Consider the following 22,778-nt stretch of genomic DNA (forward strand, 5'->3'; position numbering starts at 1 on the left):
TCGTTAAGACGTTTGAGGTTAAGGTGACGGTGACTGACCGTTTCTTTGACGAATTTAGGTGGTACCACGTTGCATTTGTATGTTCACGTCCTATAGGAATTTTTCCTATAGGACTTTTTTTTATCACTAAGTGGCTAGTTTAAGTCAGAATAGTGACAATGGCTGCAGGTGGCAAATTTTAAGAATGAAAAATTTTATATTACTAGGAGGAATAACATGAGCTACAATCACAAAGAGATTGAGAAAAAATGGCAAAAATATTGGGCTAAGAACAATTGTTTCAATACATTGGACGATCCAAATAAAGAAAAATTTTATGCACTAGATATGTTTCCCTATCCATCTGGACAAGGCTTACACGTAGGTCACCCGGAAGGCTATACAGCAACCGATATTCTTTCACGTATGAAACGTGCGCAAGGCTATAATGTGTTGCATCCAATGGGCTGGGATGCGTTTGGTTTGCCAGCAGAGCAATATGCGTTAGATACAGGAAATGACCCAGCTGAATTTACTAAGAAAAATATCGAAACATTCCGTCGCCAAATTAATTCATTAGGATTCAGCTATGATTGGAATCGCGAAATTAATACCACTGATCCCGAATATTATAAATGGACACAATGGATATTTACAAAATTATATGAAAAAGGGTTAGCTTATGAAGCAGAAGTTGCGGTTAACTGGGTACCTGAACTAGGAACTGTTATTTCAAATGAAGAAGTCATTGATGGAAAAAGTGAACGTGGCGGTTATGATGTGGTTCGCCGACCAATGCGTCAATGGATGCTGAAAATTACTGCTTATGCAGATCGCTTATTAGAAGATTTAGAGCTTGTTGATTGGCCAGAAAGTATTAAAGATATGCAACGAAATTGGATTGGACGTTCTGAAGGAGCCAATGTGACCTTTAAAGTCGCTGGCACAGAAGAAAGTTTCACGGTGTTTACAACCCGTCCTGATACCTTGTTTGGTGCAACCTATACTGTTCTAGCTCCTGAACTAGAACTAGTGAAAAAAATTACGACACCTGAACAAACAGCAGCTGTAGAAGCATATATTGAAGAAACCTCAAAAAAATCTGATTTAAATAGAACGGATTTAGCAAAAGAAAAAACAGGTGTTTTCACAGGTGCGTATGCTATAAATCCAGTCAATGGCCAAGAAATTCCAATTTGGATTGGCGATTATGTTTTAGCAAGCTATGGCACAGGCGCAATCATGGCGGTCCCAGCGCATGATGAACGGGATTACGAATTTGCGAAAACATTTGGCATTGATATCCTACCAGTAATCGCAGGTGGCGACATTACAACAGAAGCCTATACAGGGGATGGACCGCATATCAATTCTGATTTCTTAAATGGATTAAACAAAGCAGAAGCCATCGCTAAAATGAATGAGTGGCTAGAAGAAAATCACGTAGGGAAAAAAGAAGTATCTTATCGTTTACGTGACTGGTTATTCTCTCGTCAACGCTACTGGGGTGAACCAATTCCTGTGATCCATTGGGAAGATGGAACAACCACAACGGTTCCTGAATCTGAGTTACCTCTACGTTTACCAGTAACATCGGATATTCGCCCAAGTGGAACTGGGGAATCGCCATTAGCAAACATTGATGAATGGGTCAATGTCGTCGACCCTGAAACTGGCATGAAGGGAAAACGTGAAACGAATACTATGCCACAATGGGCTGGAAGCTCTTGGTATTACTTACGATTCATTGATCCTCATAATAAAAATGAAATTGCTGATTTTGAAAAATTAAAACGTTGGTTACCAGTTGATATCTATATTGGTGGTGCCGAACATGCGGTGCTGCATTTACTTTATGCTCGTTTTTGGCATAAATTCTTATATGATATTGGCGTGGTTCCTACCAAAGAACCTTTCCAAAAATTATACAACCAAGGTATGATTTTAGGAGAAAACAATGAAAAAATGTCTAAATCACGTGGCAATGTTGTAAATCCCGATGATGTGGTGGCTAAATATGGTGCGGATACATTACGTCTTTATGAAATGTTCATGGGCCCATTAGATGCTTCCATTGCTTGGAATGAAAATGGCTTAGAAGGAAGTCGTAAATTCTTAGATCGCGTTTGGCGTCTGATTGTTGATGAAGAAGGCAAAATGCGTGACCGAATTACCACAATTAATGATGGCCGTTTAACGAAAGTTTATCACCAAACGGTTAAAAAAGTGACAGAAGATATGGCAAACTTGCACTTTAATACAGCGATTTCTCAATTAATGGTTTTTGTGAATGAAGCCAATAAAGTGGATGCCTTACCTTATGAATATGTGGAAGGATTTGTCCAATTACTTGCGCCAATCGCGCCACATATTGGTGAAGAACTATGGCAAATTTTAGGTAACGAGGAAAGTTTAACTTATGTCCCTTGGCCAACCTATGATGAAGCAGCCTTAGTAGAAGATGAAGTGGAAGTAGTTTTCCAAGTGAACGGAAAATTACGTGGCAAACAAAATGTCGCTCGTGGGTTAAGCAAAGAAGAATTAGAACAAATTGCAATGAACCATGAAGCTGTTAAAGAATTTATTGAAGGAAAAACAGTGCGCAAAGTGATTGCTGTTCCAGATAAATTAGTAAATATTGTTGCAAGTTAAGTTATATGTTTTTATTAAAAAAAGAGCCGGACGTATCAAAACGTCAGGCTCTTTTTAAGGTTGTTTTGTTTTACCTTTTTGATTCATATGTTCTTTACATGTGATTGTTATAACCGAAAGCAAGGCGATGAAGAGAAAAAAGTAACCGAGCGGCGTACAGAAAAAGGCGGGTTCTTTTAAAAGTCCATCGCTAGATAATGTTGATCCAACTAAAATAGAGATCATAAATAATAAAAGACTAATCAAGCCAAGAAATAAGCTAATACGATATTTTTTCAACTTCAGTTCCTCCTTTAATGAACTATCACTAAGATAAATCAAAAAGGTTAACTTTTTTTTAGGCAACTGTTAAAACTTAGATAAGAAATCTATTTTCTAAGTTTGTCGTTGTTGGTAATTGGTTAAGATCATACGTGAAAAGGGACCGACAATCAGCAATTGATAAGGAAGGGCAACAATAAAGTTCAGGCCCCAAGCTTGGAAATACGCACTTAGTGACAACGTCTGGCCTTCCATTAATAAGCCAAATAAAGACATACAAGTCACCATGCCGATAATCATGAGACTCGAAATGGTCAGAATAAGTAATAGCCGTTTTTCTTTATTAAAGGGTAAAGAAAAAGCGATTTTCTTAGCTAAGACACCAACGATGAAAACGTCTAAAATAAAAGCAACGATAAATCCAGGAAGCAAACCTTTTGATAAGGCGTACAATGAAAATTCTCCATGCAATAATAAATTATAGGTGCTCATTCCGAAAACCATCAGAAAGCACATTAACGTAGTAAAAAGCATTCCTTCTTTTTTATTAGTAGGCATTTTTTTCTCCTTTCATTTATTGAGAGTAATGATTGTTCTAGGCAGAAAAGGACAAATTCTCTCGACTTTTACTAGTGTAGCAAAAATAAAAGTTCTTCATAAGTTAGAATTTGCTAAGAATTTGATTCAAATAAAAAGGTGTACTAAGTCAGCAGTACACCTTTTTATTCGTTATTTAGTTTATTTTTGTGTTATTTGTAACGTCCTCTCCAAACCATTTTTGAGAAATTTTACTAAGGGTGCCATCTTTTCGTAACGTTTCAAAGGCAGTATTGATTTTTTGGACTAATTGATTGTCTGATTTGCGGACGCCCACAGCAAAATCTTCATTGTCATAGCCTACATGAGAAATAGTATAGTTTTTTAAATTATCTTCGTGGGAAAGATAGTAGTTGGCGTAAACGCGATCGATTAGGAGTCCGTCAATTCGACCAGATTTTAAATCTAAGAAAGCTTCATTAAAGCCGTCATATAAAATAGGTGTTTGGTCTTTAACAAATTTTTTCAAAACGTCAGGCTGACTTTCGAAGCCATCATAGCCAGAAGAGCCGTTTTGAACCCCTAAAATTTTGCCTTGCATGTCGCTCGCTGTTGCAATGTTTTTTTCTTTTAAAGAAACAAGTACTTGGTCGTTCGTCATGTAAGGTTGTGTGAATTGAACTTTTTCGGCCCGCTCGCTCGTTTTAGTGTAGCCGTTCCAAATAAGATCAATGGTTTGATTTTGTAATTCTGTTTCTTTCATAGACCAATCAATCGGTTGGAAGTCAACGGAAATGCCATAAAGTTTAAAAACCGCTTTGGCTAAGTCGACATCAAAGCCGACAATTTTGCCTGATTTATCTTGAAAACCCATGGGCACAAAGGAGTCATCTAAGCCAATAATAATCCGTTTTTCTTCGTTAATCCGTGTCCATTGATCTTCGTTGCTTTTTCTTTTACCACAACCTGCAAATAGGAGTAAACTACAATAGATAACCAGCAAGGCTAAAGAATATTTCTTTTTCATCATAAACTCCTTTCTATTGGACGGGGGCAACCGTCAAAAGATTGTCTGCAATTTTTTCAGCGAAAGCCATATCGTGGGTCACGACAATCTGTGTCATGCCTTGTTTCCGTAAATCTAAAATAACTTCTTCCACTTGTTGGCGTAAAGCTGGATCTAGCGCGCTCGTTGGTTCATCGTACCCAAGAACTTTTGGCTTCATTGCTAAGGCACGAGCAAGTGCAACTCGTTGTTTTTGTCCACCGGAAAGTTGGTACGGATAGAGTTTTTCTTTACCAGCCAAGCCCAATTTTTCCAGTAATTCTAAAGCTTCTTGCTGACTTTTTGCTTTTTCTTCTTTTAGTACTAATGTAGGTGCTAAGGTAATGTTTTCTAAAACTGATAAGTGAGGGAAAAGTTGGAAATCCTGGAAAACGACCCCAACCACTTGATCGGCATTGTCCATTTCAGCAGGATTGAAAGGAACACCATCCAACAAAAGCTCACCAGAATCAATGGTTTCTAAACCAGCCAAACAACGAAGTAAAGTGGTTTTTCCGCCGCCTGAAGGACCAACAATCGTTAAAATTTTACCATCTGGAATTTCTAAATTTAAGTGATCAATAATGGTCCGGTTGTCAAAATGTTTGGTTAAATTTTTAATAGTTAACATGGTAGAGTCCTCCTATTTATAATATTGATAGAATTTTTCAATTTTCTTAGAAGCAACAGTCAAAATTGCCGTAAAGAGTAAATAAATCACTCCCACTAAAGCTAATGGCACTAATGTAACATCGCGGCTCATCGCAATTTTACCAGCACGTAAAAGATCGCCTAAGCCAAGAACATAAATAAGAGAAGTATCCTTGACCAAATTGATAATTTCATTTCCTACGGAAGGCAGCACGATTTTAACAACTTGTGGCAAAATAATCCGCGTGACTGTTTGAAAACGTGTTAAACGTAAAACCTTAGCAGCTTCATATTGACCTTGGGGAATTGCTTGAATCCCCCCGCGGAAAATTTCAGCAAAGTACGCAGCATAATTTAAAATAAATGCGAATAAGGCCGCATCGTAACGTTCAAAGACAATACCAATTAATGGTAAGCCGTAAAAAACAAAAATTAATTGTAACAATAGCGGAGTGCCGCGCATTAACCAAATGTAGAGGTTAATTAAGTAACGTAAAGGTTTAAACGAACTTTGTAAAATAAAGGCAATGATGATCCCCAGTGGAATCGAGCCAAGGAGCGTAAAGAAAAAGACTTTCAGTGTCATGCCAGCTCCGCTAACTAAAGCAGGTAAAATTTCTAAAATATAATCCATCATTTTTTCCTCCAACAATTTTTATTAAAAAAACAAAAAAGCCTCTTGGCTGTGAGCCAAGAGGACGAATCGCATTCGTGGTGCCACCTCAATTTACTTATCTTTCACAAGATAAGCCTTATGTAGTTGCGTTGACAACTACTCTCTGTTAACGATAGAGTCACCGGTTTTTCTTACTAAAGGATTCAGAAAAACATCTTTTAGGTGTGAGTAAAGAAGAATCCATCTTTTTCTTTCAGCCAATGAAAAAGTCTCTGTAAAGGAAGAGCTAAATTACTATGTCCTAAGCCTTGATTGTAAGTATGAAATTGTTCGAACGGAACAGAAAACCTGTTGCTTTTCTAGCTTATCCCATTAAGCATATAGAAAAGAGGACAACAGACTTGAGCAGTTGAGGCACTCTCTCAGGTTGAAAAGCGCATCTAAAAAAACAAAAAAGTCCTTTGGCTGAATAGCCAAAGGACGAATAATCAATTATCGTGGTTCCACCTTAGTTTATTCGTGTTTCGCAACACGAACCTTATGAAGTTCATAACTTCGCCTGTTAACGAGTGGTCCCGGACTTTCCTACTAAGGGTTCAAAAAGTCAACTCCCAGATGTGGTTCGCTGTTTCTTTACGTCTTTTTCCACCAACCAAAGACTCTCTTCACTAAAGGAAACAGTTACTCTTCTGTTCTCTGTTTTTCAATACTGTACCACCAGAAAAAATATCTGTCAACTCTTATTCTTAAAAAAATATTTTTCTTTCAAAAAGTAAGTGCTGAAAAAGGACAAATGTATGGAAAATCATGTAAAATGTAGGTAAGTTGTTTGAACAGAAGGAGGAGTTTTGGTATGAAACAGAAAAAGTGGTTAATCGGACTTGTTGCACTGGGCTTGGTTTTAGCAGCATGTGGAAGTGGCGGTTCGAAAACGACCTCAAACGAACCAGCTACACAGAAAATTAACGTCGCATCTGGTGGTGAACTCTCGACATTAGACAGCGCTCATTATACAGATGTCTATAGTTCCGATATGATTGGTCAAGTAGTTGAAGGCTTGTATCGACAAGATAAAAACGGAGATCCTGAGCTAGCTATGGCGAAAGCAGAGCCACAAGTTAGTGAAGACGGGTTAGTCTATACATTCAAGTTACGAGAAGCAAAATGGACAAACGGGGATCCAGTTAAAGCAGGGGATTTTGTAGTTGCGTTTAGAAACGTGGTCGATCCAGCATACGGTTCAAGTAGCAGTAATCAAATGGATATTTTTAAAAATGGGCGTGCGGTGCGGGAAGGACAAGCCACGATGGAAGAATTTGGTGTCAAAGCAATCGATGACCAGACACTAGAACTAACATTGGAAAATCCAATTCCTTATTTAGCCCAAGTCTTGGTTGGGACACCTTTTATGCCTAAAAATGAAGCCTTTGCCAAAGAAAAAGGTACTGCCTATGGGACTTCTGCAGATAATTTTGTTGGCAATGGGCCGTTTGTAATTTCAGGTTGGGATGGCAATTCCGAAACTTGGAAATTGAAGAAGAATGATCATTATTGGGATAAAGAACACGTAAAATTGAATGAAATTGATGTTCAAGTAGTGAAAGAAATTGGCACAGGAGCCAATCTTTTTGATAATGGCGACTTAGATTACACTGTTTTAGCAGATACTTATGCACTTCAGTATAAAGAGTCAAAACAAGCGCATTTTGTACCTAAAGCCATGGTGGGTTATTTAAGCCCCAATCATCGCCGTGAAATTACCGGCAACGAACATGTTCGAAAAGCTTTTTTACAAGCGATTGACAAAGAAACTTTTGCAAAAGAAATTTTAGGAGATGGCTCGACAGCTTTAAATGGTTTTGTACCAGCTAATTTTGCAAAAAATCCAGACACAGGTGAAGATTTCCGCAAAGAAAATGGTGATTTGTTGCCATATAATATTAAAGAAGCCCAAGCTAACTGGACCAAAGCGAAAGAAGAGTTGGGCAAAGATAAAATTGAATTGGAACTAATCTCAGCGGACTCAGCGATTGCCAAGAAAACCATTGAATTTGTTCAAGGGCAATTGCAACAAAATTTACCAGGTTTAACAATCAAATTAAAATCACTGCCTTTGCAAAATCGTTTGGATTTACAAACAGCAGGTAATTACGATTTAGCCTTTGGAACATGGACACCTGACTATGCTGATCCCATTAATTTTTTAGAATTTTATGACTCAAAAAGTGGCTTAAATACTTCTGGTTATAACGATTCAGCGTATGATGCGGGTCTCCAAAAAGTTAGAAAAGATTACGCCAATGAACCTGAAAAACGCTGGAATGAATTACTAAGTCTAGAAAAAACATTAATTGAAAAAGATGCTGGTGTTTTACCACTATTCCAAGGAGCCATTGGTTACTTGAAATCAGATCGCTTACAAGGTTTGCAAGTATTTTCTTTTGGTCGCACAGTATCCTATCGTTTAGCTTATGTAGAAGAATAAATTGACTTCTGAAAAGTCCTATCTTTTGAAAAAGTCTGCTTTCTGTTTTATCCTTAAAGTAGGAAAATTAACTAAAAAAATCAACTATGAAAGGTAGGTTTTTCAAATGTTTAGCTTTCTATGGGCATTAATTGTCGGAGGAATTATTGGCGCAATTGCTGGCGCAATTTTAGGAAAAGACGTGCCAGGTGGCATTATTGGAAATATTATCGTGGGCTTTTTAGGGAGTTGGGTAGCATCACTCTTGTTGCCTTCTTTAGGACCAGTCATCGGCGGTTTTCCGATTATCTCAGCGTTGCTAGGAGCGATTATCTGTATCGCTATTTACTCTTTTATTGTAAACCGCAAGGCGTAAAATTGTATCAAAATGATATCTTGAAAAGCATCATAAAACTTGTGAAGGTTGATCAAACCATTACTTTTGATGTCTTTTCTCTCATATTTTAAGTCTATGACAAAAATCTCTTTGGATTTTTGTCATAGACTCTTTTTTTTTTAAAATATTTATTATGAGAATTTCCTGCGTTAGACTGCTTATTTTTCATTTATTATTCATTTTTGATAATGGAAGTTTTGTTGGATAAAGTGAATAGCTCAAGGTTCAACAAAAATAAAGAAAAAATTAATATGTTAAGTTTGGGGAAGGTGAAATGCTGCTCTCATAATACGCCGTTTTATTCATTAAACGATAGTTGAAAAAAATAAGTGCCCTTGTTATTCTTTGAATTAAACTAATGGGGGCGAAAAGCATGGAATCGTTAAAAAGTAATCTTTTTTTGACCAGAGAAGCATATTTGGAAGCTTTTGAAACAATCATGACACCTTTAAAAACGGCTATTTTAACATCAGAAAAACCTGGCGTAAATTTTGGGTCCAGTGGTGCTGTCTATGATCAGCAACATGCTGAAATGGAAGCGCTCATTCGACCATTATGGGGAATTGGACCGTATTGGGTTACTTGTAAAGATGATGTTTTAAGAGATGCTTATGTGGAAAAATTAATCGCAGGAACTGATCCGTCATCCCCAGACTATTGGGGCGATATTGTTGATTATGATCAATATATTGTGGAAGCAGCAGCATTATCTTTAACTTTATTGCTTCATAAGACATATTTTTGGTCCTGTTTTTCTGAGAAACAGCAAGAAAATATCATGGTTTGGTTAAATAAGGCACTTGGTTGTAAAATTCCTAAAAATAATTGGACGTTTTTCAAAGTGCTCATTCGTTTAGCACTCGAGGGATGTGGACAAGTGATTAACCAAACGGAACTAGAGGAAGAATTGGCGTTGATTGAACGCATGTATTTAGGTGATGGTTGGTATATGGATGGTAAAACTACGCAAAGAGATTATTATATTTCGTTTGCTTTTCATTATTATAGTTTGATTTATGTCAAATTTATGCGAGAAAGAGATCCTATTCGTGCGAAACGTTTTACAGAACGAGCCGTTATGTTCGCGCAGGACTATCTGTACTATTTTGATGAGGAGGGCGAAGCGTTACCTTACGGACGTAGTCAAACGTATCGGTTTGCTCAAGGAGCGTTTTTCGCAGCTTTGATATTTGCAGAAGTAGAGGCGTTACCTTGGGGACAAATAAAAACGCTGTTAGCAAAACATTTACACTGTTGGATGCAACAGACTATTTTCACTTATGATGGTCGGTTGTCCATTGGCTATCATTACGAAAATTTAGTAATGGCAGAAGGTTATAACGCACCAGGCTCTCCGTATTGGGCTTTTAAAACATTTTTGTTGCTCGCAGTGGATCAAGACCATCAGTTTTGGCGTGCTGAACCGCTGGCGATAAAACGAGAAGAAAAGCGTTTGATAGAAAAGGGAAACATGTTATTAATCCATCCTAAAATGAAAACGCATGTCCTCGGCTATCCTGCAGGACTATGGCTTGAAAATCAAGCACATGCTGCGGCTAAATATAGTAAATTTGTCTATTCTAGCCGCTTTGGTTTTAGCGTTCCCAAAGCTGGTGCGCGTTATGAGGAGGGGGCTTTTGATAACGTATTGGCTGTTTCTCGTGATGGTGAATATTTTCGTGTTAAAGGGAAAGTTCATGATTTTTATTTAACAGAGGAGCAAGTTTATTATAAATGGCTACCTTTTCAAGAAGTAGAAATTGAAACAACCATTTATCCTTTTGGAGAATGGCATGTTAGAGTACATGAAATAGTGACATCGGTTCCATTAAAAGTGCGCGAAGGAGGATTCAGTCTACCGTTACTTGGAAAATTTTCAGAAAAAGAACTTGGTAAAGAGTGGGCTAGAGTCGATTCAGGAGAATTGTGTTCGCAAATAGTTGCAATTGAAGGGTATGACCACGCAGGTATTCTTCAACCTGAACCCAATACATCGTTGTTTTTCCCAAGAACAAGTTTACCTTATTTGCAAAAAGAGCTACCAATAGGAACGCATCGCCTGATTTGTTTGGTAGGTGGTGTGACAAGGGAGGAATAAAAAATGATAAAAATCGAATTGAAAAATAAAGACAATCAGATTATTACTGGCCGAATCGATCACGAGAAGCCAGAAGCGCCATTCGTGGCGGAGGGAGACACGTTAGCGGTATTAGCAATTAAACAGTACCTTTATCAAGTTGGCGATAAAATTGTAGTGACTTATACAGGGGCTACCCCTTATTTGATGGTTCAATTAGATGAAACTTTGGCTCCTTCATTGATTTATCTAAAAGAAAAAGTTTGGGAATATCAAATTCCATTAGAAGAATCTGCTCGAAAAGCTTTTGTTGATACGGCCTTTCATTCGGCAAGGCACCAAATAATAGTTCGACAAGCGCACACGTTTGAAAAAGACAATTATCAAAATCTTTCTATGAATACACATGACCAAAAAGAATATTCAGGAGCCTATCCTCATGCGTATGCAAACGTTGAAACGAGAGACGATGCTGTTTTCTTTGCGAAAAATGCTATTGATTCTAAGTTTGGTAACCTTTCTCATGGCTCGTATCCATTTGCTTCTTGGGGAATTAACCAACAAAAGGAGGCACAGTTAACGATTGACTTTGGCAGACCTGTAGAAACGGACTGGATCCGCTTGCTATTTCGGGCGGATTACCCACATGATAGCTATTGGGAGGAAGTCACTTTAGCCTTTTCAGATGGAGAGGAACGAGTAGTTGCCACAACGAATACCGCCTGTTTTCAAGAAATAAAGTTCCCAATGAAAACAACACAAACTTTGACATTAAAATGCTTACGAAAAGCGCTGGACTATTCTCCATTTCCAGCGTTGACCCAAATTGAAGTATTTGGTCGGAATAAATAACAAGAGGTCGGGACAGAACCGTTTAGCTCCGAGAAATAAGAAGAAATTTCCGAAAATTGATCTTTGATTTTTGGAGAATTTCGGCTTATTTCCGAAGGAGTTGGTTCTGTTCCCGCCGTTTATCAGTTTTTGAGCGTGGAGCAAAAATCCAAAGTGATTTTTGTCCCCCGCTCTTGTTTTTAAGAGAAATAATCAAGAAAGGTCGCTTTTTATTTTCTTTTACGTTATAATACAATAAGTTAATATGTTAACAAGTTAAGGAGTGATGGAGATGTGTAGTCAAGAAAATAAACAAAGACTGATCTCTCTAGGAGAAAATGTCACAGATGAATGGATTCAAACGCAATTAAATGAATGCGTTTCAAAAATTGCTAAAAATATGCAGCGTTTCGGAACACAGTTTCCTTCAGCTTGTGCTACGAATGGTCGATATCGTCTCAAAGCTAACGATGATTGGACCAATGGCTTTTGGACAGGCATGCTTTGGCTGGCATATGAGTGGTCTCACCAAGAAAAATTTCGTTTACTGGCAATGGAAAATATTGACAGCTTTCAACAACGGTTAGAGGAGCATTTTGTTTTGGACCACCATGACATTGGTTTTTTATATAGTCTATCGGCGGGTGCTGGGTATAAAATTACCGGTGATGAGCGCTGTAAACAAGAAGTGCTAGCTGCCGCTGAAGTATTGTCAGCACGATTCCAAGAAAATGGCTCCTTCATTCAAGCGTGGGGCCATTATGGTGATCCCAAAGAATATCGATTAATTATCGACTCATTAATGAATTTACCGCTTTTATTTGAAGCAACTAAATTATCTGGAAATAGGGTTTATGAGGAAATTGCCTCACGTCACTATCATACGTTAATGAAAACGGTGATTAAATCCGATGCGACAACTTATCATACCTATTATTTTGATCCAGAAACAGGCAAACCAAAACATGGAGCTACGCATCAAGGACATAGTGATACTTCCATTTGGGCACGAGGCCAAAGTTGGGCAATTTTAGGGATTCCCCTAAACGAAACATTTCTCCATTCCCAACCATTTCCAGAAATTTATCCACAAATAGTGGAGGTTTTTCTAGCTCATTTGTCAGCAGATTTAATTCCCTATTGGGATTTTGATTTTAATGACCAAATGCCATCTGACAAAGATAGCTCGGCACTGGCAATTGCGGCATGTGGTTTATTGGAAGCAGACAAACTACAGGCTTTTCCTCAAGCGAAAGAGCTTGCCAAAGGAATGATTTATCAATTAGGAGAATATTATCGTACGCAAAATGATTCCGAAAATGAAGGACTGCTACTCCATGGTGTTTACGCACATGCAGAAGGAAAAGGGATTGATGAACCCAATTTATGGGGCGATTATTTTTACATGGAAGCCTTAATGCGTTTAGCAAAACCATCATGGCAAAGATACTGGTAAAGGGGAAAAATGATGCAAACGTTTGAGATTAAAGAAGACTTTTTATTAAATGGACAACCAATAAAAATTATTAGCGGGGCGATTCATTACTTTCGAATGACACCTAGCCAATGGGAAGATAGCCTCTATAATCTGAAAGCTTTAGGAGCTAATACAGTAGAAACCTACATTCCTTGGAATATTCATGAACCAGAAGAAGGCGTATACGATTTTGAAGGAATGAAAAACATTGAAGCATTTGTCCGCTTGGCAGAAAAACTGAATTTACTAGTTATTCTGCGTCCTTCGGCTTATATTTGTGCAGAATGGGAGTTTGGTGGCTTACCAGCATGGCTTTTGAAAGAAAAAGGTGTGCGATTACGTTCGACAGATCCTATTTTTATGACTAAAGTTCGTAACTATTTTCAAGTATTATTGCCTAAACTAGCACCGCTGCAGATAACACAAGGTGGACCAGTGATCATGATGCAGGTTGAAAATGAATATGGGTCCTATGGCATGGAGAAAGCGTACTTGCGACAAACCAAGCAGATAATGGAAGAACTGGGGATTGAGGTTCCTCTTTTTACATCTGATGGCGCTTGGGAAGAGGTTTTGGATGCGGGTACGTTAATTGAAGAGGATGTTTTTGTGACAGGAAATTTTGGTAGTCATTCGAAAGAAAATGCTGCCGTTTTGAAAAAATTTATGACTCGTCATGGTAAAAAATGGCCGTTGATGTGCATGGAATACTGGGATGGGTGGTTCAATCGTTGGGGCGAACCAGTGATTCAGCGGGAAGGTACCGACTTGGCGAAAGAAGTAAAAGATATGCTGGCAGTGGGTTCTTTAAATCTCTATATGTTTCATGGAGGAACAAATTTCGGCTTTTATAACGGGTGTTCGGCGCGAGGTGCAAAAGATTTACCTCAAGTCACTAGCTATGATTATGATGCTTTATTAACAGAAGCAGGAGAACCAACAGAAAAATATTATGCCGTTCAAAAAGCAATTAAAGAAGTATGTCCAGAAGTTTGGCAAGCACAACCACGCACGAAAAAACTGGGGAATTTAGGAAGCTTTCCAGTAACTGCTAGCGTATCCTTATTCGCAGTAAAAGATCAAATGATGACACCGAAGACCACCACGTATCCATTAAGTATGGAAGAAGCTGGCTCAGGCTATGGCTACTTGCTTTATTCGTTTGATTTAAAAAATTATCATCATGAAAATAAACTAAAAGTGGTCGAGGCCAGTGATCGTTTACACATTTATGTAGATGGAGATTTAGCTGCTACCCAATATCAAGAGACAGTGGGAGAAGAGCTACTCATTTCAGGGCAAACTGAAAAAGACACACTTGCGTTAGATATCCTAGTGGAAAACTTAGGTCGCGTTAATTATGGCTTTAAATTAAATAATCCCACACAAAGTAAAGGAATTCGAGGTGGAGTGATGCAAGACATTCATTTTCACCAAGGCTATCAACACTATCCCTTAACTTTTTCACAAGAGCAATTAGCCAAGATTGATTACACAGCTGGAAAAAATCCATTGCAGCCTTCGTTTTATCAAGTAACATTTGAATTAGAACAGCTAGCAGACACGTATATTGACTGTCGAGGCTACGGCAAAGGATTCGTTGTGGTCAATGGCCATCATCTAGGTCGTTATTGGGAAATAGGACCCATTCATTCGCTGTATTGTCCCAAAGAATTTTTACAGCAAGGACAAAATGAAGTAGTAATTTTTGAAACAGAGGGAATTGAAATTGAGTACTTGAAATTTACGAATCAAGTAATCATAGATTAAAAAAATAGAAGTAGAAGCTGAAATTTATTCGGCTTCTACTTCTATTTTGGTTTTGAAATATTTCCAATGTTTATAACTAATAATATATTCAGCAACACTACCATCTGCGAGATAGGAATGTTTAACTTGTTTAACAGCGGGTTCACGAAAACTTAATTGAAGTAAATTCAATAACTCAGCATCTTCGGGAAAGACAATTTCATTTGTTTCTACAGAAGCCAACGAGAAGAGGTCTACTGAAAAATCTTTACGGACTCGTTCATACACACTTGCATAAGCTGTGAGGTCCTTTGAGAGCGGCTCTTTAACAAGCTTTTTGGGAAGATGTGTGATATGTACGAGAAAGGGTGTATCTTCAGAATAGCGTACACGCTTGATTCTATAATAAGAAGCGTTAGCTGGTAAGCCTAATTCCTTTAAAATTTCGGCTTGATTATCTTCTTCAATTGAAAGGACTTTAACTTTTTCAGAGTCTAAAGAATGCAACTCGATATCAGAAAATTTTACATTTTGAGAAACTTTTGATTTCGAAACAAAGGTCCCTTTTCCTTGGATACGATACAAGTAACCTGCACTGGTCAGCTCATTCAGTGCTTTGACAGCTGTGATAGAACTAACAGCATATTTTCGTTTAATATCGGCTTCAGAATAAAATTTATCACCAGGAATAAAGGTATGATTTTTTATTTCACGTAAAAGGTCTTGTTTAATTTGTTCATATTTAGGTAACATGCGATTGCCTCCATTCTAGTAATCGAATGAATTAAGCATAACATGTTAACTAGCCTTTAGCAAACACTTTGAAAAAGAGGAAAGACAATTTTTATTTAAAGAATTCAAAAAAATAAATTCAATATATTAAGATATTAGGTTTACGGATAACTTAGTATGTGTTATAGTAAGTTCGTAGAGAACATAACATGTTAAGTAGGGTCACCTACATCTAGGGAGGGAAATTCGTGGAAAACATTGTACTAATTAGTCATGGTAGCATGGCTGAAGGCGTCAAAGTTAGCTTAGAAATGATCGTTGGTCGGCAAGAACACGTGCATACAGTCTCATTACGACCAGATAGCGACAATCTTCAATTTGAGAAAGAGCTAAATGAAAAAATGAAAGCCCTTAACGGTACGACACTGATTATTGCTGATTTACTAGGAGGAACGCCATGTAACGTGGCAACTAAGAATTATTTGAACGTTGACGGAGTGGAAATTATTGCAGGGATGACGCTCTCTGTTGTGATTGAAGCAGTGGTTAATCAACAGGCTTCGATTAAAGAATTAGTTTGTTTAGCACAAGAAAATATTGTTGATGTAAAGGCTGGAATGAATCAAGCGGAACAAGAGATTTCAGAAGCCAGCAAAGAAAAAGAGTTAAGTAACTATAGTCAATATGCTGGAAAAGAAAATATTGTAAACACACGGATTGATGAACGGTTAATTCATGGACAAGTAGCGGGAATTTGGTCGACAAGTCTTAGTACACAGCGAATAATTGTAGCCAATGATGAGGCGGCTACAGATCCTTTACAAAAATCATCTTTGAGAATGGCAGCGCTTTCTTCGATGCGTTTATCTGTTCTTGGAGTAGAGGCTGCCGCTAAAAATATTCAATCAGGAAAATATGGTAAACAGCGTTTATTTTTATTATTTAAAAATCCGAAAGATGTGCTCCGCTTTATCGAAGCGCAAGGACCTATCAAAACTGTAAATGTTGGGAATATGAGTTACAAAGAAGGAGCACGCGAAGTAACAAAAAGTATTCAAGTTTTACCAGAAGAAGAACAAATTTTTGAAACAATCGCTTCAAAAGGCGTCACTGTGACAGCCCAATTAGTTCCAAACGATCCAGTCGTTGATTTTATGAAAAAATTACGCGGCTAAAACTGTCAGACTAAGAAAGAATATTTTTAAATTTAGGAGGAAATTTCAATGCATTTAGCAGCGTATCAAATTATTTTAATTACTATTTATGCGTTTATTGCTATTAATGACTCACTTATTTCAAATACGTTGACGCAACCAGCTATTGCTGGAATGATTTCTGGAATGATTATGGGAGATTTAAAAACTGGTTTAATGGTTGGCGGCACTCTTCAATTAATGCGTTTAGGAATTGCTGCTTTTGGTGGAGCATCGGTACCTGATTATTTCACAGGGGCTGTTTTAGGAACCGCTTTCGCTGTAATCTCTGGAAAAGGAGCGGAGTATGGCATTGGTTTAGCTGTTCCTGTTTCTCTGTTGATGTTGCAACTAGATGTAGTCGCCCGTTTTTGTAATGTCTTTTTACTTCATAGTGTCGATAAAGCGATTGATAAGATGCAAGTAAAACGGATTCCACGTTTAGTTTTATCTGGTTCTGTTCTATGGGGACTGTCTCGTGCCATTCCGATTTTATTAATGTTATTAGCGGGGGATGCTGTAGTAACAACGATTACCGATAACATGCCAGAATGGCTAATGACGGGCTTAAAAACAGCTGGAGGAGTATTACCTGTTGTCGGTGTAGGGATTTTATTACGTTACTTGCCAACGAAGCAATATATCCCCTATTTACTATTAGGCTTTTTCTTAGCGGCTTATTTAAAAGTTCCAATGTTAGGTGTTTCGATAGTTGGGATGGTAGCAGCGATGCTTGTATTTAAACGTGATGGGGCAAAAAGCACGACACAAGCAACAACAGGAAATGGTGATTTTGAAGGAGGATATGACGGCGATGAGTAAGCATAAACTGACAAAAAAAGAATTAAATGCAATTAGCTGGCGTTATATTTTAGGAAGCCAATTAAACTGGAACTATGAACGTATGATGAGTTCAGGATATTTATACGGCATCTTACCTGTTTTAAAAAAATTCTATGGTCATGATGAAGCACAATTTCAAGATATGATGCGCACACACAATCAATTTTTTAACACCAATGCTATTTTTGGGAATTTAATTATGGGGATTGATGTTGCGATTGAAGAGCAAGATGGCTATAAAGCGAAAGAAACAATTATTGCGCTAAAAACAGCTCTGATGGGTTCTTTGGCAGGCGTTGGGGACTCTTTATTCCACGTTATTTGGGGGACGATTTTCGGCTCTGTTGCAGGGACACTGGCTCAAAATGGTTCGGTGGTTGGCTGTGTTATTTGGATTATTGCAAATATTGCACTATTGTTTGGTCGGGCCGCGCTCTTACCACTTGGTTATAAGCAAGGGGTCAAACTAGTGACGACCTTAAAAGACAAGTTATCTGCCTTTACGAATGCAGCAACTGTTCTTGGTGTGACTGTGATTGGTGCCTTAATTCCTTCAGTTATCAAGGCGACAGTTCCTTTTGTTTATAAAAAGAACGGGGTCGAATTAGTTATTCAAGATACGTTAGATGCGATTTTGCCTTCCTTAGTTCCAATCTTACTTGTTCTTTTGACTTATTGGATGTTAGGTCAAAAGAAACTAAATTCCACACGAGTGATTTGGATTATTTTAATTTTATCGATTGTTTTGAGTGCCTTTGGTATTTTGGCGTAAAAAGTATATTAAGTGATTTTCAGAGAGTCGGAGAGTGTAGAAAGTATTTTTCTTCACTCTTTTTCTCTAATTCGGATGTAAGCGTTTTACGATAATTTTTTAGGAGGAGAAAGAATGAAAAACAGGAAAATATGGGTAATGCTGGTCGGACTGTTTACTGCTTTGACGAGTGGATTTATGGGAACCACCCTTACTTTTGCAGAAGAAAACGAAGCGAGCCAAACGATTGAGCAACCCTCTTACATTTCAGATTTCCCCAATCAAGTTGGGCATTGGCAAGATTTGGTAGGAACAGCAGAAAAAAAGAATGATTCTGCTGGTTTATGGATCGCAAACACGAAGCAAGGGACAAACCTCGAATCTGTCTCTATCAATCTTGATGCACGCGAACAATCTTCAGGAGATCTTGAACTAACCTTTTTATATGAAGGGCAAAGTAACTTCGGATTGGTTTTTCGCGGAGATAAACAAAAGACGAGTCAATGGCAATCTTTTGCTTATAATCGTGACGGTCGCTGGCAGTTAGGACAACCAGGCGGTAAATGGCTAACTAATATTCCGGGACCAACATTACTAAGTGGTCAACAATATAAACTGCTAGTTCGCTATGATGGGAAAAAAATTCAAACATTCCTGAATGATCAATTATTTTATGAAAATGAAGAGGTTCATTATCTTGATGGTACGTCCATTAATGATGACTGGATGGGTGCTGTAGGAATTAGACTATTTGGTAATCTATCAAAGCTGAATATCATTTCTATGAAAAGTGGCCCCGTTGGTAGCATTCCTGTTATCGATTCATCTGCAGAATACCGAGAATTAAAAGAAAAATGGCGAAATCAGCTTGTTTCAAAAGAATATGATTCAACTAACCAAGCGCTTGTAGACTACGTCCAAAAAATCTCCAATGAAGCAACAGAACTCGATCAAACGATGAATAAAGAGCCGAACCGCAGCTATTTATGGCCACTAGAGCCTGGCAATACGCCATCGGCTGATTTAACGACTCAATTTACCAAATTGCAAAAATTAGCGTTAGCCTATGGAACGAAGGGGAGTACGCTTTACCAAGATGACAAATTGGCAGCAACCATTATTGATGGCTTAGATTTTATGGTAACGCAAAAAGGATATGATGGGAAAAAGTACCATGGAAATTGGTGGGACTGGCAAATTGGTGTGCCACAGAAGTTTCTTAATATTCTAATGATTTTAGAGGATAAAGTTTCTCCAGAAAAGCAACAAATCTATACAAATGCGCTGAGCAGTTATGTCCCAGATCCGTTTAAACAGTTGTATACAAAACCACAAGGAACGTTTGTGGATTTAGCTTTTATCCCAAATTTTGTGACATCAGGAGCGAACCGAACGGACTTAGCTTTAACTGTTTTGGGGTTAGGAATTTTACAAAAGGATAGCGGGAAAATTAACCAAGCATCCAGTAGTATCGTCGATGTATTTAAATTAGTCACAAAAGGTGATGGTTTTTACCAAGATGGTTCTTTTATCCAGCACAATAACATTCCTTATACAGGTTCGTATGGCAATGTTTTGGTGAAAGGGGTTGGACAAATTTTGGCCATTACAGCAGATTCATCTTTTCAAATGGATGCAACTCTTGTGACAGAATTTGTTGAAAATGTTGATCGTGCCTTTCTTCCTTTGATTTATAAAGGTGAAATGCTACCAACCGTGAATGGCCGTTCCATCTCAAGAGCCCCAGCAGTTGGAAAAACAGGCTACGGCTCAACTACCATGTATAATTTATTAATTGTGGCTAAATTTGCCCCTAATAATTATCAAAAGAAATTTCAAGAAGCCGTTAAATATTGGATGAAGGAGAACCCAGATTATTATTTGACAAATGCTCGTGATTTTAATGATTTACAGATGACTATGCAACTTTTAACTAATCCAGAAATTACGGGAGGGCAACTTCCTTTTACAGGCACGAAACTTTATGCTTCGATGGATCGATTTGTCCAACGCACACCTAGTTATATGTTTGGGCTAGGCTTGTATTCAAAGCGCACTGCATCTTTTGAAGCAGGGAATAAAGAAAATAAACGTGGCTGGCACACTGGTGACGGAATGATGTACGTATATAATGATGACGAGGTTCAATTTAATTCCAGCTATTGGCCAACTGTAGATCCCTATCGACTACCAGGAACAACGGTAGATACCATTTCTTTGGCAGATGAAGTTTCAGCATTTACAACAATCACATCGAAAGAGCAATGGGTTGGTGGAGTAACGTCAGACAATCAGGCAGTAGTAGGGATGGCTCTTAATAAAGACGGGACCAAAAATAATGGGAAACTTTTACCTATGAACCTACAAGCTAAAAAATCTTGGTTTGTATTAAATGGGCAAATTATCGCATTAGGCGCAGGAATTAAAGGGGATACAGAAGCTTCGATTGAGACAGTTGTTGATAATCGTTTGTTAAATGATGCGTATCAGTATCAAGTGCTATCAAATATTGGGGAGATTCATGAGAAAAATGAAACGAGTAAAAAACAATGGTTATTACTAAAGTCGGATCATTCCAATGCTAATATGGGTTATTATTTTCCAGAAGAAACAACGGTAAATGTTAAAAGTGAAACTAGAAAAGGAACCTATAAAGCAATTAATGAAGCATTTCCAAGTGATAAAGAATATGTAGGTGATTATCGAACATTTACGATTCAACATGGTCAACACCCAACGAACGAGCATTATGCTTATGTAGTTTTACCAGGAATCGATGAAACTGATTTAAAAACATATGCTGCCAAAAAAATAGTAGAAGTTCTCTCAAATACAGAAGAAATTCAAGCAGTTAAGCAAGAAGAAGAAGGCTATCTTGGGGTTAACATTTGGTCAGAAACTGGCGGTACAATAGCAGGGATTACCTCAAATAAAGCTATTTCTTTAATGAGAAAGACACAACAACACCAAAAAACGTATACTTTCTCTGATCCCACACAAACAACTAAGACACTGACTTTAAAAATACCAAAAGATTACAGCACAGTAATTAGTCAAAGTGACGGAATCACTTATGATGATGCAACAGAAACCTTTACTATTAATTTTGAAAATGCTGCAGGAAGTAGTAAACAAATTATTGTAGAATAACTAAAAGAAATTAAAGTAGCCTCAAATTCCAGTTTAATCGGAATTTGAGGCTACTTTGTTGAAATTATTTAAGATTCTAACATTTCTGCAGGTAATAAAATCGTTTCACGATGGCCATCATCAAAAGCAAAAATTCGCGACGGATATGCCGTAGAATAACTAAATGGTAAGTCGATGGCCATTTCTACTGAACTATTTTCTTGAGAAAAATGGACAGTCACTTTGCCATTATTGTTCAACAAATCAAAGTGAAGTAAGTCGTTTAAAGGGATAACCCCTTTTAGATTTAAGTCAATAATCAACCAAATACTATCAATTAAGCCACTAGGTAAGCTAGAAACAACACCTAATGAAGCATAGCGGCTACGGTCACTATCAAAACGTTCAAACATATGGATGACCTCCTTTTTGTTTACTTACTTTTAGTATACTGCAAATTTAAAAAAAAGAAATTGTTTCGTTTGAAAATATTGCGTAGATTAGCAAAAATTTAATATTCCTCTGTAGCTTCCTAGCTTTGCAGGTGTCATCATTTATGTGAAGAAATCACGACATGCAGTAAAAAGAAAATGGGACATACGTTGTTTCAACGTACATCCCATTTCTAAAACTTAAGAGAATCAGCTGAACAAAAGTGTACTCTTTATTCGGCTAATTCTGGTTCAGTCGTTTCAGCAGCTGTTCCTTCTTCTTCTTCAGGAGCAGTTTGTGCTTCAACAATAGCAACTAGTTGTTCTTCTGGATCAGTTAAAATTTCATAGTCTTTGTGTTCAGGTAAATCAGCGATTGTAAGAGCATCACCAATTTCTAAGTTTGTAATATCTACTTCAATTGATTCTGGCAATTTGTCTGGTGTGGCTGCCACTAAAACAGTGTACAAGTTTTGAGCTAAGGTACCCCCAGCTTTCACACCTGCAGATTCACCAATTAATTGAACTTCTGCTTCGACTTCTGTTGTTTCTTTCATATTTACAGATAAGAATTCAACATGAAGCATTTGACCAGTAAAGGTATCTAACTGTGCTTTCGACATTAATGTGTTGATGTTTTTGCCATCAACTGTCATTTTAATAACGGTGTTAGCACCATGTTCGCGTAAAATTTTTGATAAGTCTTTTTCTTCAAAATAGATTGGTGTACTTTCAATTTGGTAACCGTAAACAATGGCAGGTACTTTCCCTTCGTGACGTAGCTGATTTCTTAGTGAACGTGGACGGATAGCTCTTTCTTTAACTTCTAATTGTACTGACATAACCTAATTCCTCCTTGAAATAATGAGTGATTTGGTTAAACTCAGAAACAAAACATAATGGAAAAAAGAAACTCTTTTTTCAGTTGTTCTTGTCTAGAAAAATGCTAACAATAATCAAAAA

19 protein-coding genes and 3 other annotated features (1 of these 22 cut by a window edge) are annotated in these 22,778 nt (G+C 37.5%); of the genes, 11 read left to right on the plus strand and 8 right to left on the minus strand.

Going from position 1 to position 22,778, the window contains the following annotated elements; all coding sequences use genetic code 11:
- Window positions 1-96 (plus strand) — a binding site (T-box leader) (it extends 137 nt beyond the left edge of the window).
- A 120-nt stretch (window positions 97-216) separates the two neighbouring features.
- Window positions 217-2,631 (plus strand): leucine--tRNA ligase, encoded by a 2,415-nt coding sequence (leuS, locus tag IGJ63_RS02625; protein ID WP_010710149.1) that lies wholly within the window; start codon window positions 217-219, stop codon window positions 2,629-2,631.
- 54 nt (window positions 2,632-2,685) lie between these two features.
- Here leuS and IGJ63_RS02630 read toward each other — a convergent pair whose 3' ends face one another.
- The 5 genes from IGJ63_RS02630 to IGJ63_RS02650 form a co-directional block, all read right to left on the minus strand.
- Window positions 2,686-2,910: a DUF3955 domain-containing protein gene (locus IGJ63_RS02630; protein ID WP_002383054.1), complete on the minus strand. Its 225-nt coding sequence runs from the start codon at window positions 2,908-2,910 to the stop codon at window positions 2,686-2,688.
- Window positions 2,911-3,006: 96 nt separating this feature from the next.
- Window positions 3,007-3,450: a hypothetical protein gene (locus IGJ63_RS02635; protein WP_002355676.1), complete on the minus strand. Its 444-nt coding sequence runs from the start codon at window positions 3,448-3,450 to the stop codon at window positions 3,007-3,009.
- A 175-nt stretch (window positions 3,451-3,625) separates the two neighbouring features.
- Window positions 3,626-4,459, minus strand: coding sequence for an amino acid ABC transporter substrate-binding protein (locus tag IGJ63_RS02640; RefSeq protein WP_438745902.1), 834 nt, complete (start codon window positions 4,457-4,459; stop codon window positions 3,626-3,628).
- 10 nt (window positions 4,460-4,469) lie between these two features.
- Window positions 4,470-5,105: an amino acid ABC transporter ATP-binding protein gene (locus IGJ63_RS02645; RefSeq protein ID WP_002358764.1), complete on the minus strand. Its 636-nt coding sequence runs from the start codon at window positions 5,103-5,105 to the stop codon at window positions 4,470-4,472.
- Between the two features lie 12 nt (window positions 5,106-5,117).
- Window positions 5,118-5,762, minus strand: a complete 645-nt coding sequence (locus tag IGJ63_RS02650) for an amino acid ABC transporter permease (RefSeq protein ID WP_002383057.1) — start codon at window positions 5,760-5,762, stop codon at window positions 5,118-5,120.
- 54 nt (window positions 5,763-5,816) lie between these two features.
- Window positions 5,817-6,059 (minus strand) — a binding site (T-box leader).
- Window positions 6,060-6,214: 155 nt separating this feature from the next.
- Window positions 6,215-6,447, minus strand: a binding site (T-box leader).
- Between the two features lie 147 nt (window positions 6,448-6,594).
- Between IGJ63_RS02650 and IGJ63_RS02655 the strand changes: the two genes are divergently transcribed.
- The 6 genes from IGJ63_RS02655 to IGJ63_RS02680 all read left to right on the plus strand — a co-directional run bounded on the left by IGJ63_RS02655 (window position 6,595) and on the right by IGJ63_RS02680 (window position 14,757).
- Window positions 6,595-8,226, plus strand: coding sequence for a peptide ABC transporter substrate-binding protein (locus tag IGJ63_RS02655; protein ID WP_002383058.1), 1,632 nt, complete (start codon window positions 6,595-6,597; stop codon window positions 8,224-8,226).
- Window positions 8,227-8,332: 106 nt separating this feature from the next.
- A complete protein-coding gene (locus tag IGJ63_RS02660; protein WP_002355684.1) occupies window positions 8,333-8,581 on the plus strand; it encodes a GlsB/YeaQ/YmgE family stress response membrane protein in 249 nt (82 codons plus the stop codon).
- Window positions 8,582-8,960: 379 nt separating this feature from the next.
- Complete coding sequence (locus IGJ63_RS02665; RefSeq protein ID WP_438745904.1) at window positions 8,961-10,700, plus strand: DUF2264 domain-containing protein; 1,740 nt, start codon at window positions 8,961-8,963, stop codon at window positions 10,698-10,700.
- A gap of 3 nt (window positions 10,701-10,703) precedes the next feature.
- The gene (locus IGJ63_RS02670; RefSeq protein WP_002426016.1) at window positions 10,704-11,531 is read left to right on the plus strand and encodes a hypothetical protein; all 828 of its coding nucleotides are present in this window, start codon (window positions 10,704-10,706) and stop codon (window positions 11,529-11,531) included.
- A 271-nt stretch (window positions 11,532-11,802) separates the two neighbouring features.
- Window positions 11,803-12,966, plus strand: a complete 1,164-nt coding sequence (locus IGJ63_RS02675) for a glycoside hydrolase family 88 protein (RefSeq protein WP_002391237.1) — start codon at window positions 11,803-11,805, stop codon at window positions 12,964-12,966.
- Window positions 12,967-12,978: 12 nt separating this feature from the next.
- Window positions 12,979-14,757 carry a glycoside hydrolase family 35 protein gene (locus IGJ63_RS02680; RefSeq protein WP_011109466.1) on the plus strand — a complete coding sequence of 593 codons (1,779 nt, stop codon included), beginning with the start codon at window positions 12,979-12,981 and terminating at the stop codon, window positions 14,755-14,757.
- Window positions 14,758-14,781: 24 nt separating this feature from the next.
- On the opposite strand, the gene IGJ63_RS02685 is transcribed toward IGJ63_RS02680, so the two are convergent.
- Window positions 14,782-15,489 (minus strand): GntR family transcriptional regulator, encoded by a 708-nt coding sequence (locus IGJ63_RS02685; protein ID WP_002355690.1) that lies wholly within the window; start codon window positions 15,487-15,489, stop codon window positions 14,782-14,784.
- Window positions 15,490-15,749: 260 nt separating this feature from the next.
- On the opposite strand from IGJ63_RS02685, the gene IGJ63_RS02690 reads away from it, so the two are divergent.
- The 4 genes from IGJ63_RS02690 to IGJ63_RS02705 all read left to right on the plus strand — a co-directional run bounded on the left by IGJ63_RS02690 (window position 15,750) and on the right by IGJ63_RS02705 (window position 21,405).
- Window positions 15,750-16,643: a PTS mannose/fructose/sorbose transporter subunit IIAB gene (locus IGJ63_RS02690; RefSeq protein WP_257878014.1), complete on the plus strand. Its 894-nt coding sequence runs from the start codon at window positions 15,750-15,752 to the stop codon at window positions 16,641-16,643.
- Between the two features lie 48 nt (window positions 16,644-16,691).
- Window positions 16,692-17,483 carry a PTS mannose/fructose/sorbose/N-acetylgalactosamine transporter subunit IIC gene (locus IGJ63_RS02695; protein ID WP_002358771.1) on the plus strand — a complete coding sequence of 264 codons (792 nt, stop codon included), beginning with the start codon at window positions 16,692-16,694 and terminating at the stop codon, window positions 17,481-17,483.
- A complete protein-coding gene (locus IGJ63_RS02700) occupies window positions 17,476-18,276 on the plus strand; it encodes a PTS system mannose/fructose/sorbose family transporter subunit IID (RefSeq protein ID WP_002383066.1) in 801 nt (266 codons plus the stop codon). Before IGJ63_RS02695 ends, IGJ63_RS02700 begins: the two co-directional genes overlap by 8 nt.
- Before the next feature lie 114 nt (window positions 18,277-18,390).
- Window positions 18,391-21,405, plus strand: a complete 3,015-nt coding sequence (locus IGJ63_RS02705) for a polysaccharide lyase 8 family protein (protein WP_101732259.1) — start codon at window positions 18,391-18,393, stop codon at window positions 21,403-21,405.
- A 68-nt stretch (window positions 21,406-21,473) separates the two neighbouring features.
- Here the strand turns inward: IGJ63_RS02705 and IGJ63_RS02710 are convergent, their stop codons facing one another.
- Together IGJ63_RS02710 and IGJ63_RS02715 are read right to left on the minus strand one after the other, a co-directional pair.
- Complete coding sequence (locus tag IGJ63_RS02710) at window positions 21,474-21,797, minus strand: DUF960 domain-containing protein (RefSeq protein ID WP_002355697.1); 324 nt, start codon at window positions 21,795-21,797, stop codon at window positions 21,474-21,476.
- 251 nt (window positions 21,798-22,048) lie between these two features.
- Window positions 22,049-22,657, minus strand: a complete 609-nt coding sequence (locus IGJ63_RS02715) for a 50S ribosomal protein L25/general stress protein Ctc (RefSeq protein ID WP_002358773.1) — start codon at window positions 22,655-22,657, stop codon at window positions 22,049-22,051.
- Window positions 22,658-22,778: the final 121 nt, after the last annotated feature.

Source organism: Enterococcus sp. DIV1375a (assembly GCF_051712205.1).
Classification (GTDB): domain Bacteria; phylum Bacillota; class Bacilli; order Lactobacillales; family Enterococcaceae; genus Enterococcus; species Enterococcus faecalis.

Bases quoted from the DNA above. Each gene is read 5' to 3' on its own strand.
- leuS (WP_010710149.1), top strand. From the start codon at position 217: ATGAGCTACAATCACAAAGAGATTGAGAAAAAATGGCAAAAATATTGG.
- IGJ63_RS02635 (WP_002355676.1), bottom strand. From the start codon at position 3,450: ATGCCTACTAATAAAAAAGAAGGAATGCTTTTTACTACGTTAATGTGC.
- IGJ63_RS02640 (WP_438745902.1), bottom strand. From the start codon at position 4,459: ATGATGAAAAAGAAATATTCTTTAGCCTTGCTGGTTATCTATTGTAGT.
- IGJ63_RS02645 (WP_002358764.1), bottom strand. From the start codon at position 5,105: ATGTTAACTATTAAAAATTTAACCAAACATTTTGACAACCGGACCATT.
- IGJ63_RS02650 (WP_002383057.1), bottom strand. From the start codon at position 5,762: ATGATGGATTATATTTTAGAAATTTTACCTGCTTTAGTTAGCGGAGCT.
- IGJ63_RS02655 (WP_002383058.1), top strand. From the start codon at position 6,595: ATGAAACAGAAAAAGTGGTTAATCGGACTTGTTGCACTGGGCTTGGTT.
- IGJ63_RS02660 (WP_002355684.1), top strand. From the start codon at position 8,333: ATGTTTAGCTTTCTATGGGCATTAATTGTCGGAGGAATTATTGGCGCA.
- IGJ63_RS02665 (WP_438745904.1), top strand. From the start codon at position 8,961: ATGGGGGCGAAAAGCATGGAATCGTTAAAAAGTAATCTTTTTTTGACC.
- IGJ63_RS02670 (WP_002426016.1), top strand. From the start codon at position 10,704: ATGATAAAAATCGAATTGAAAAATAAAGACAATCAGATTATTACTGGC.
- IGJ63_RS02675 (WP_002391237.1), top strand. From the start codon at position 11,803: ATGTGTAGTCAAGAAAATAAACAAAGACTGATCTCTCTAGGAGAAAAT.
- IGJ63_RS02680 (WP_011109466.1), top strand. From the start codon at position 12,979: ATGCAAACGTTTGAGATTAAAGAAGACTTTTTATTAAATGGACAACCA.
- IGJ63_RS02685 (WP_002355690.1), bottom strand. From the start codon at position 15,489: ATGTTACCTAAATATGAACAAATTAAACAAGACCTTTTACGTGAAATA.
- IGJ63_RS02690 (WP_257878014.1), top strand. From the start codon at position 15,750: ATGGCTGAAGGCGTCAAAGTTAGCTTAGAAATGATCGTTGGTCGGCAA.
- IGJ63_RS02695 (WP_002358771.1), top strand. From the start codon at position 16,692: ATGCATTTAGCAGCGTATCAAATTATTTTAATTACTATTTATGCGTTT.
- IGJ63_RS02700 (WP_002383066.1), top strand. From the start codon at position 17,476: ATGAGTAAGCATAAACTGACAAAAAAAGAATTAAATGCAATTAGCTGG.
- IGJ63_RS02705 (WP_101732259.1), top strand. From the start codon at position 18,391: ATGAAAAACAGGAAAATATGGGTAATGCTGGTCGGACTGTTTACTGCT.
- IGJ63_RS02710 (WP_002355697.1), bottom strand. From the start codon at position 21,797: ATGTTTGAACGTTTTGATAGTGACCGTAGCCGCTATGCTTCATTAGGT.
- IGJ63_RS02715 (WP_002358773.1), bottom strand. From the start codon at position 22,657: ATGTCAGTACAATTAGAAGTTAAAGAAAGAGCTATCCGTCCACGTTCA.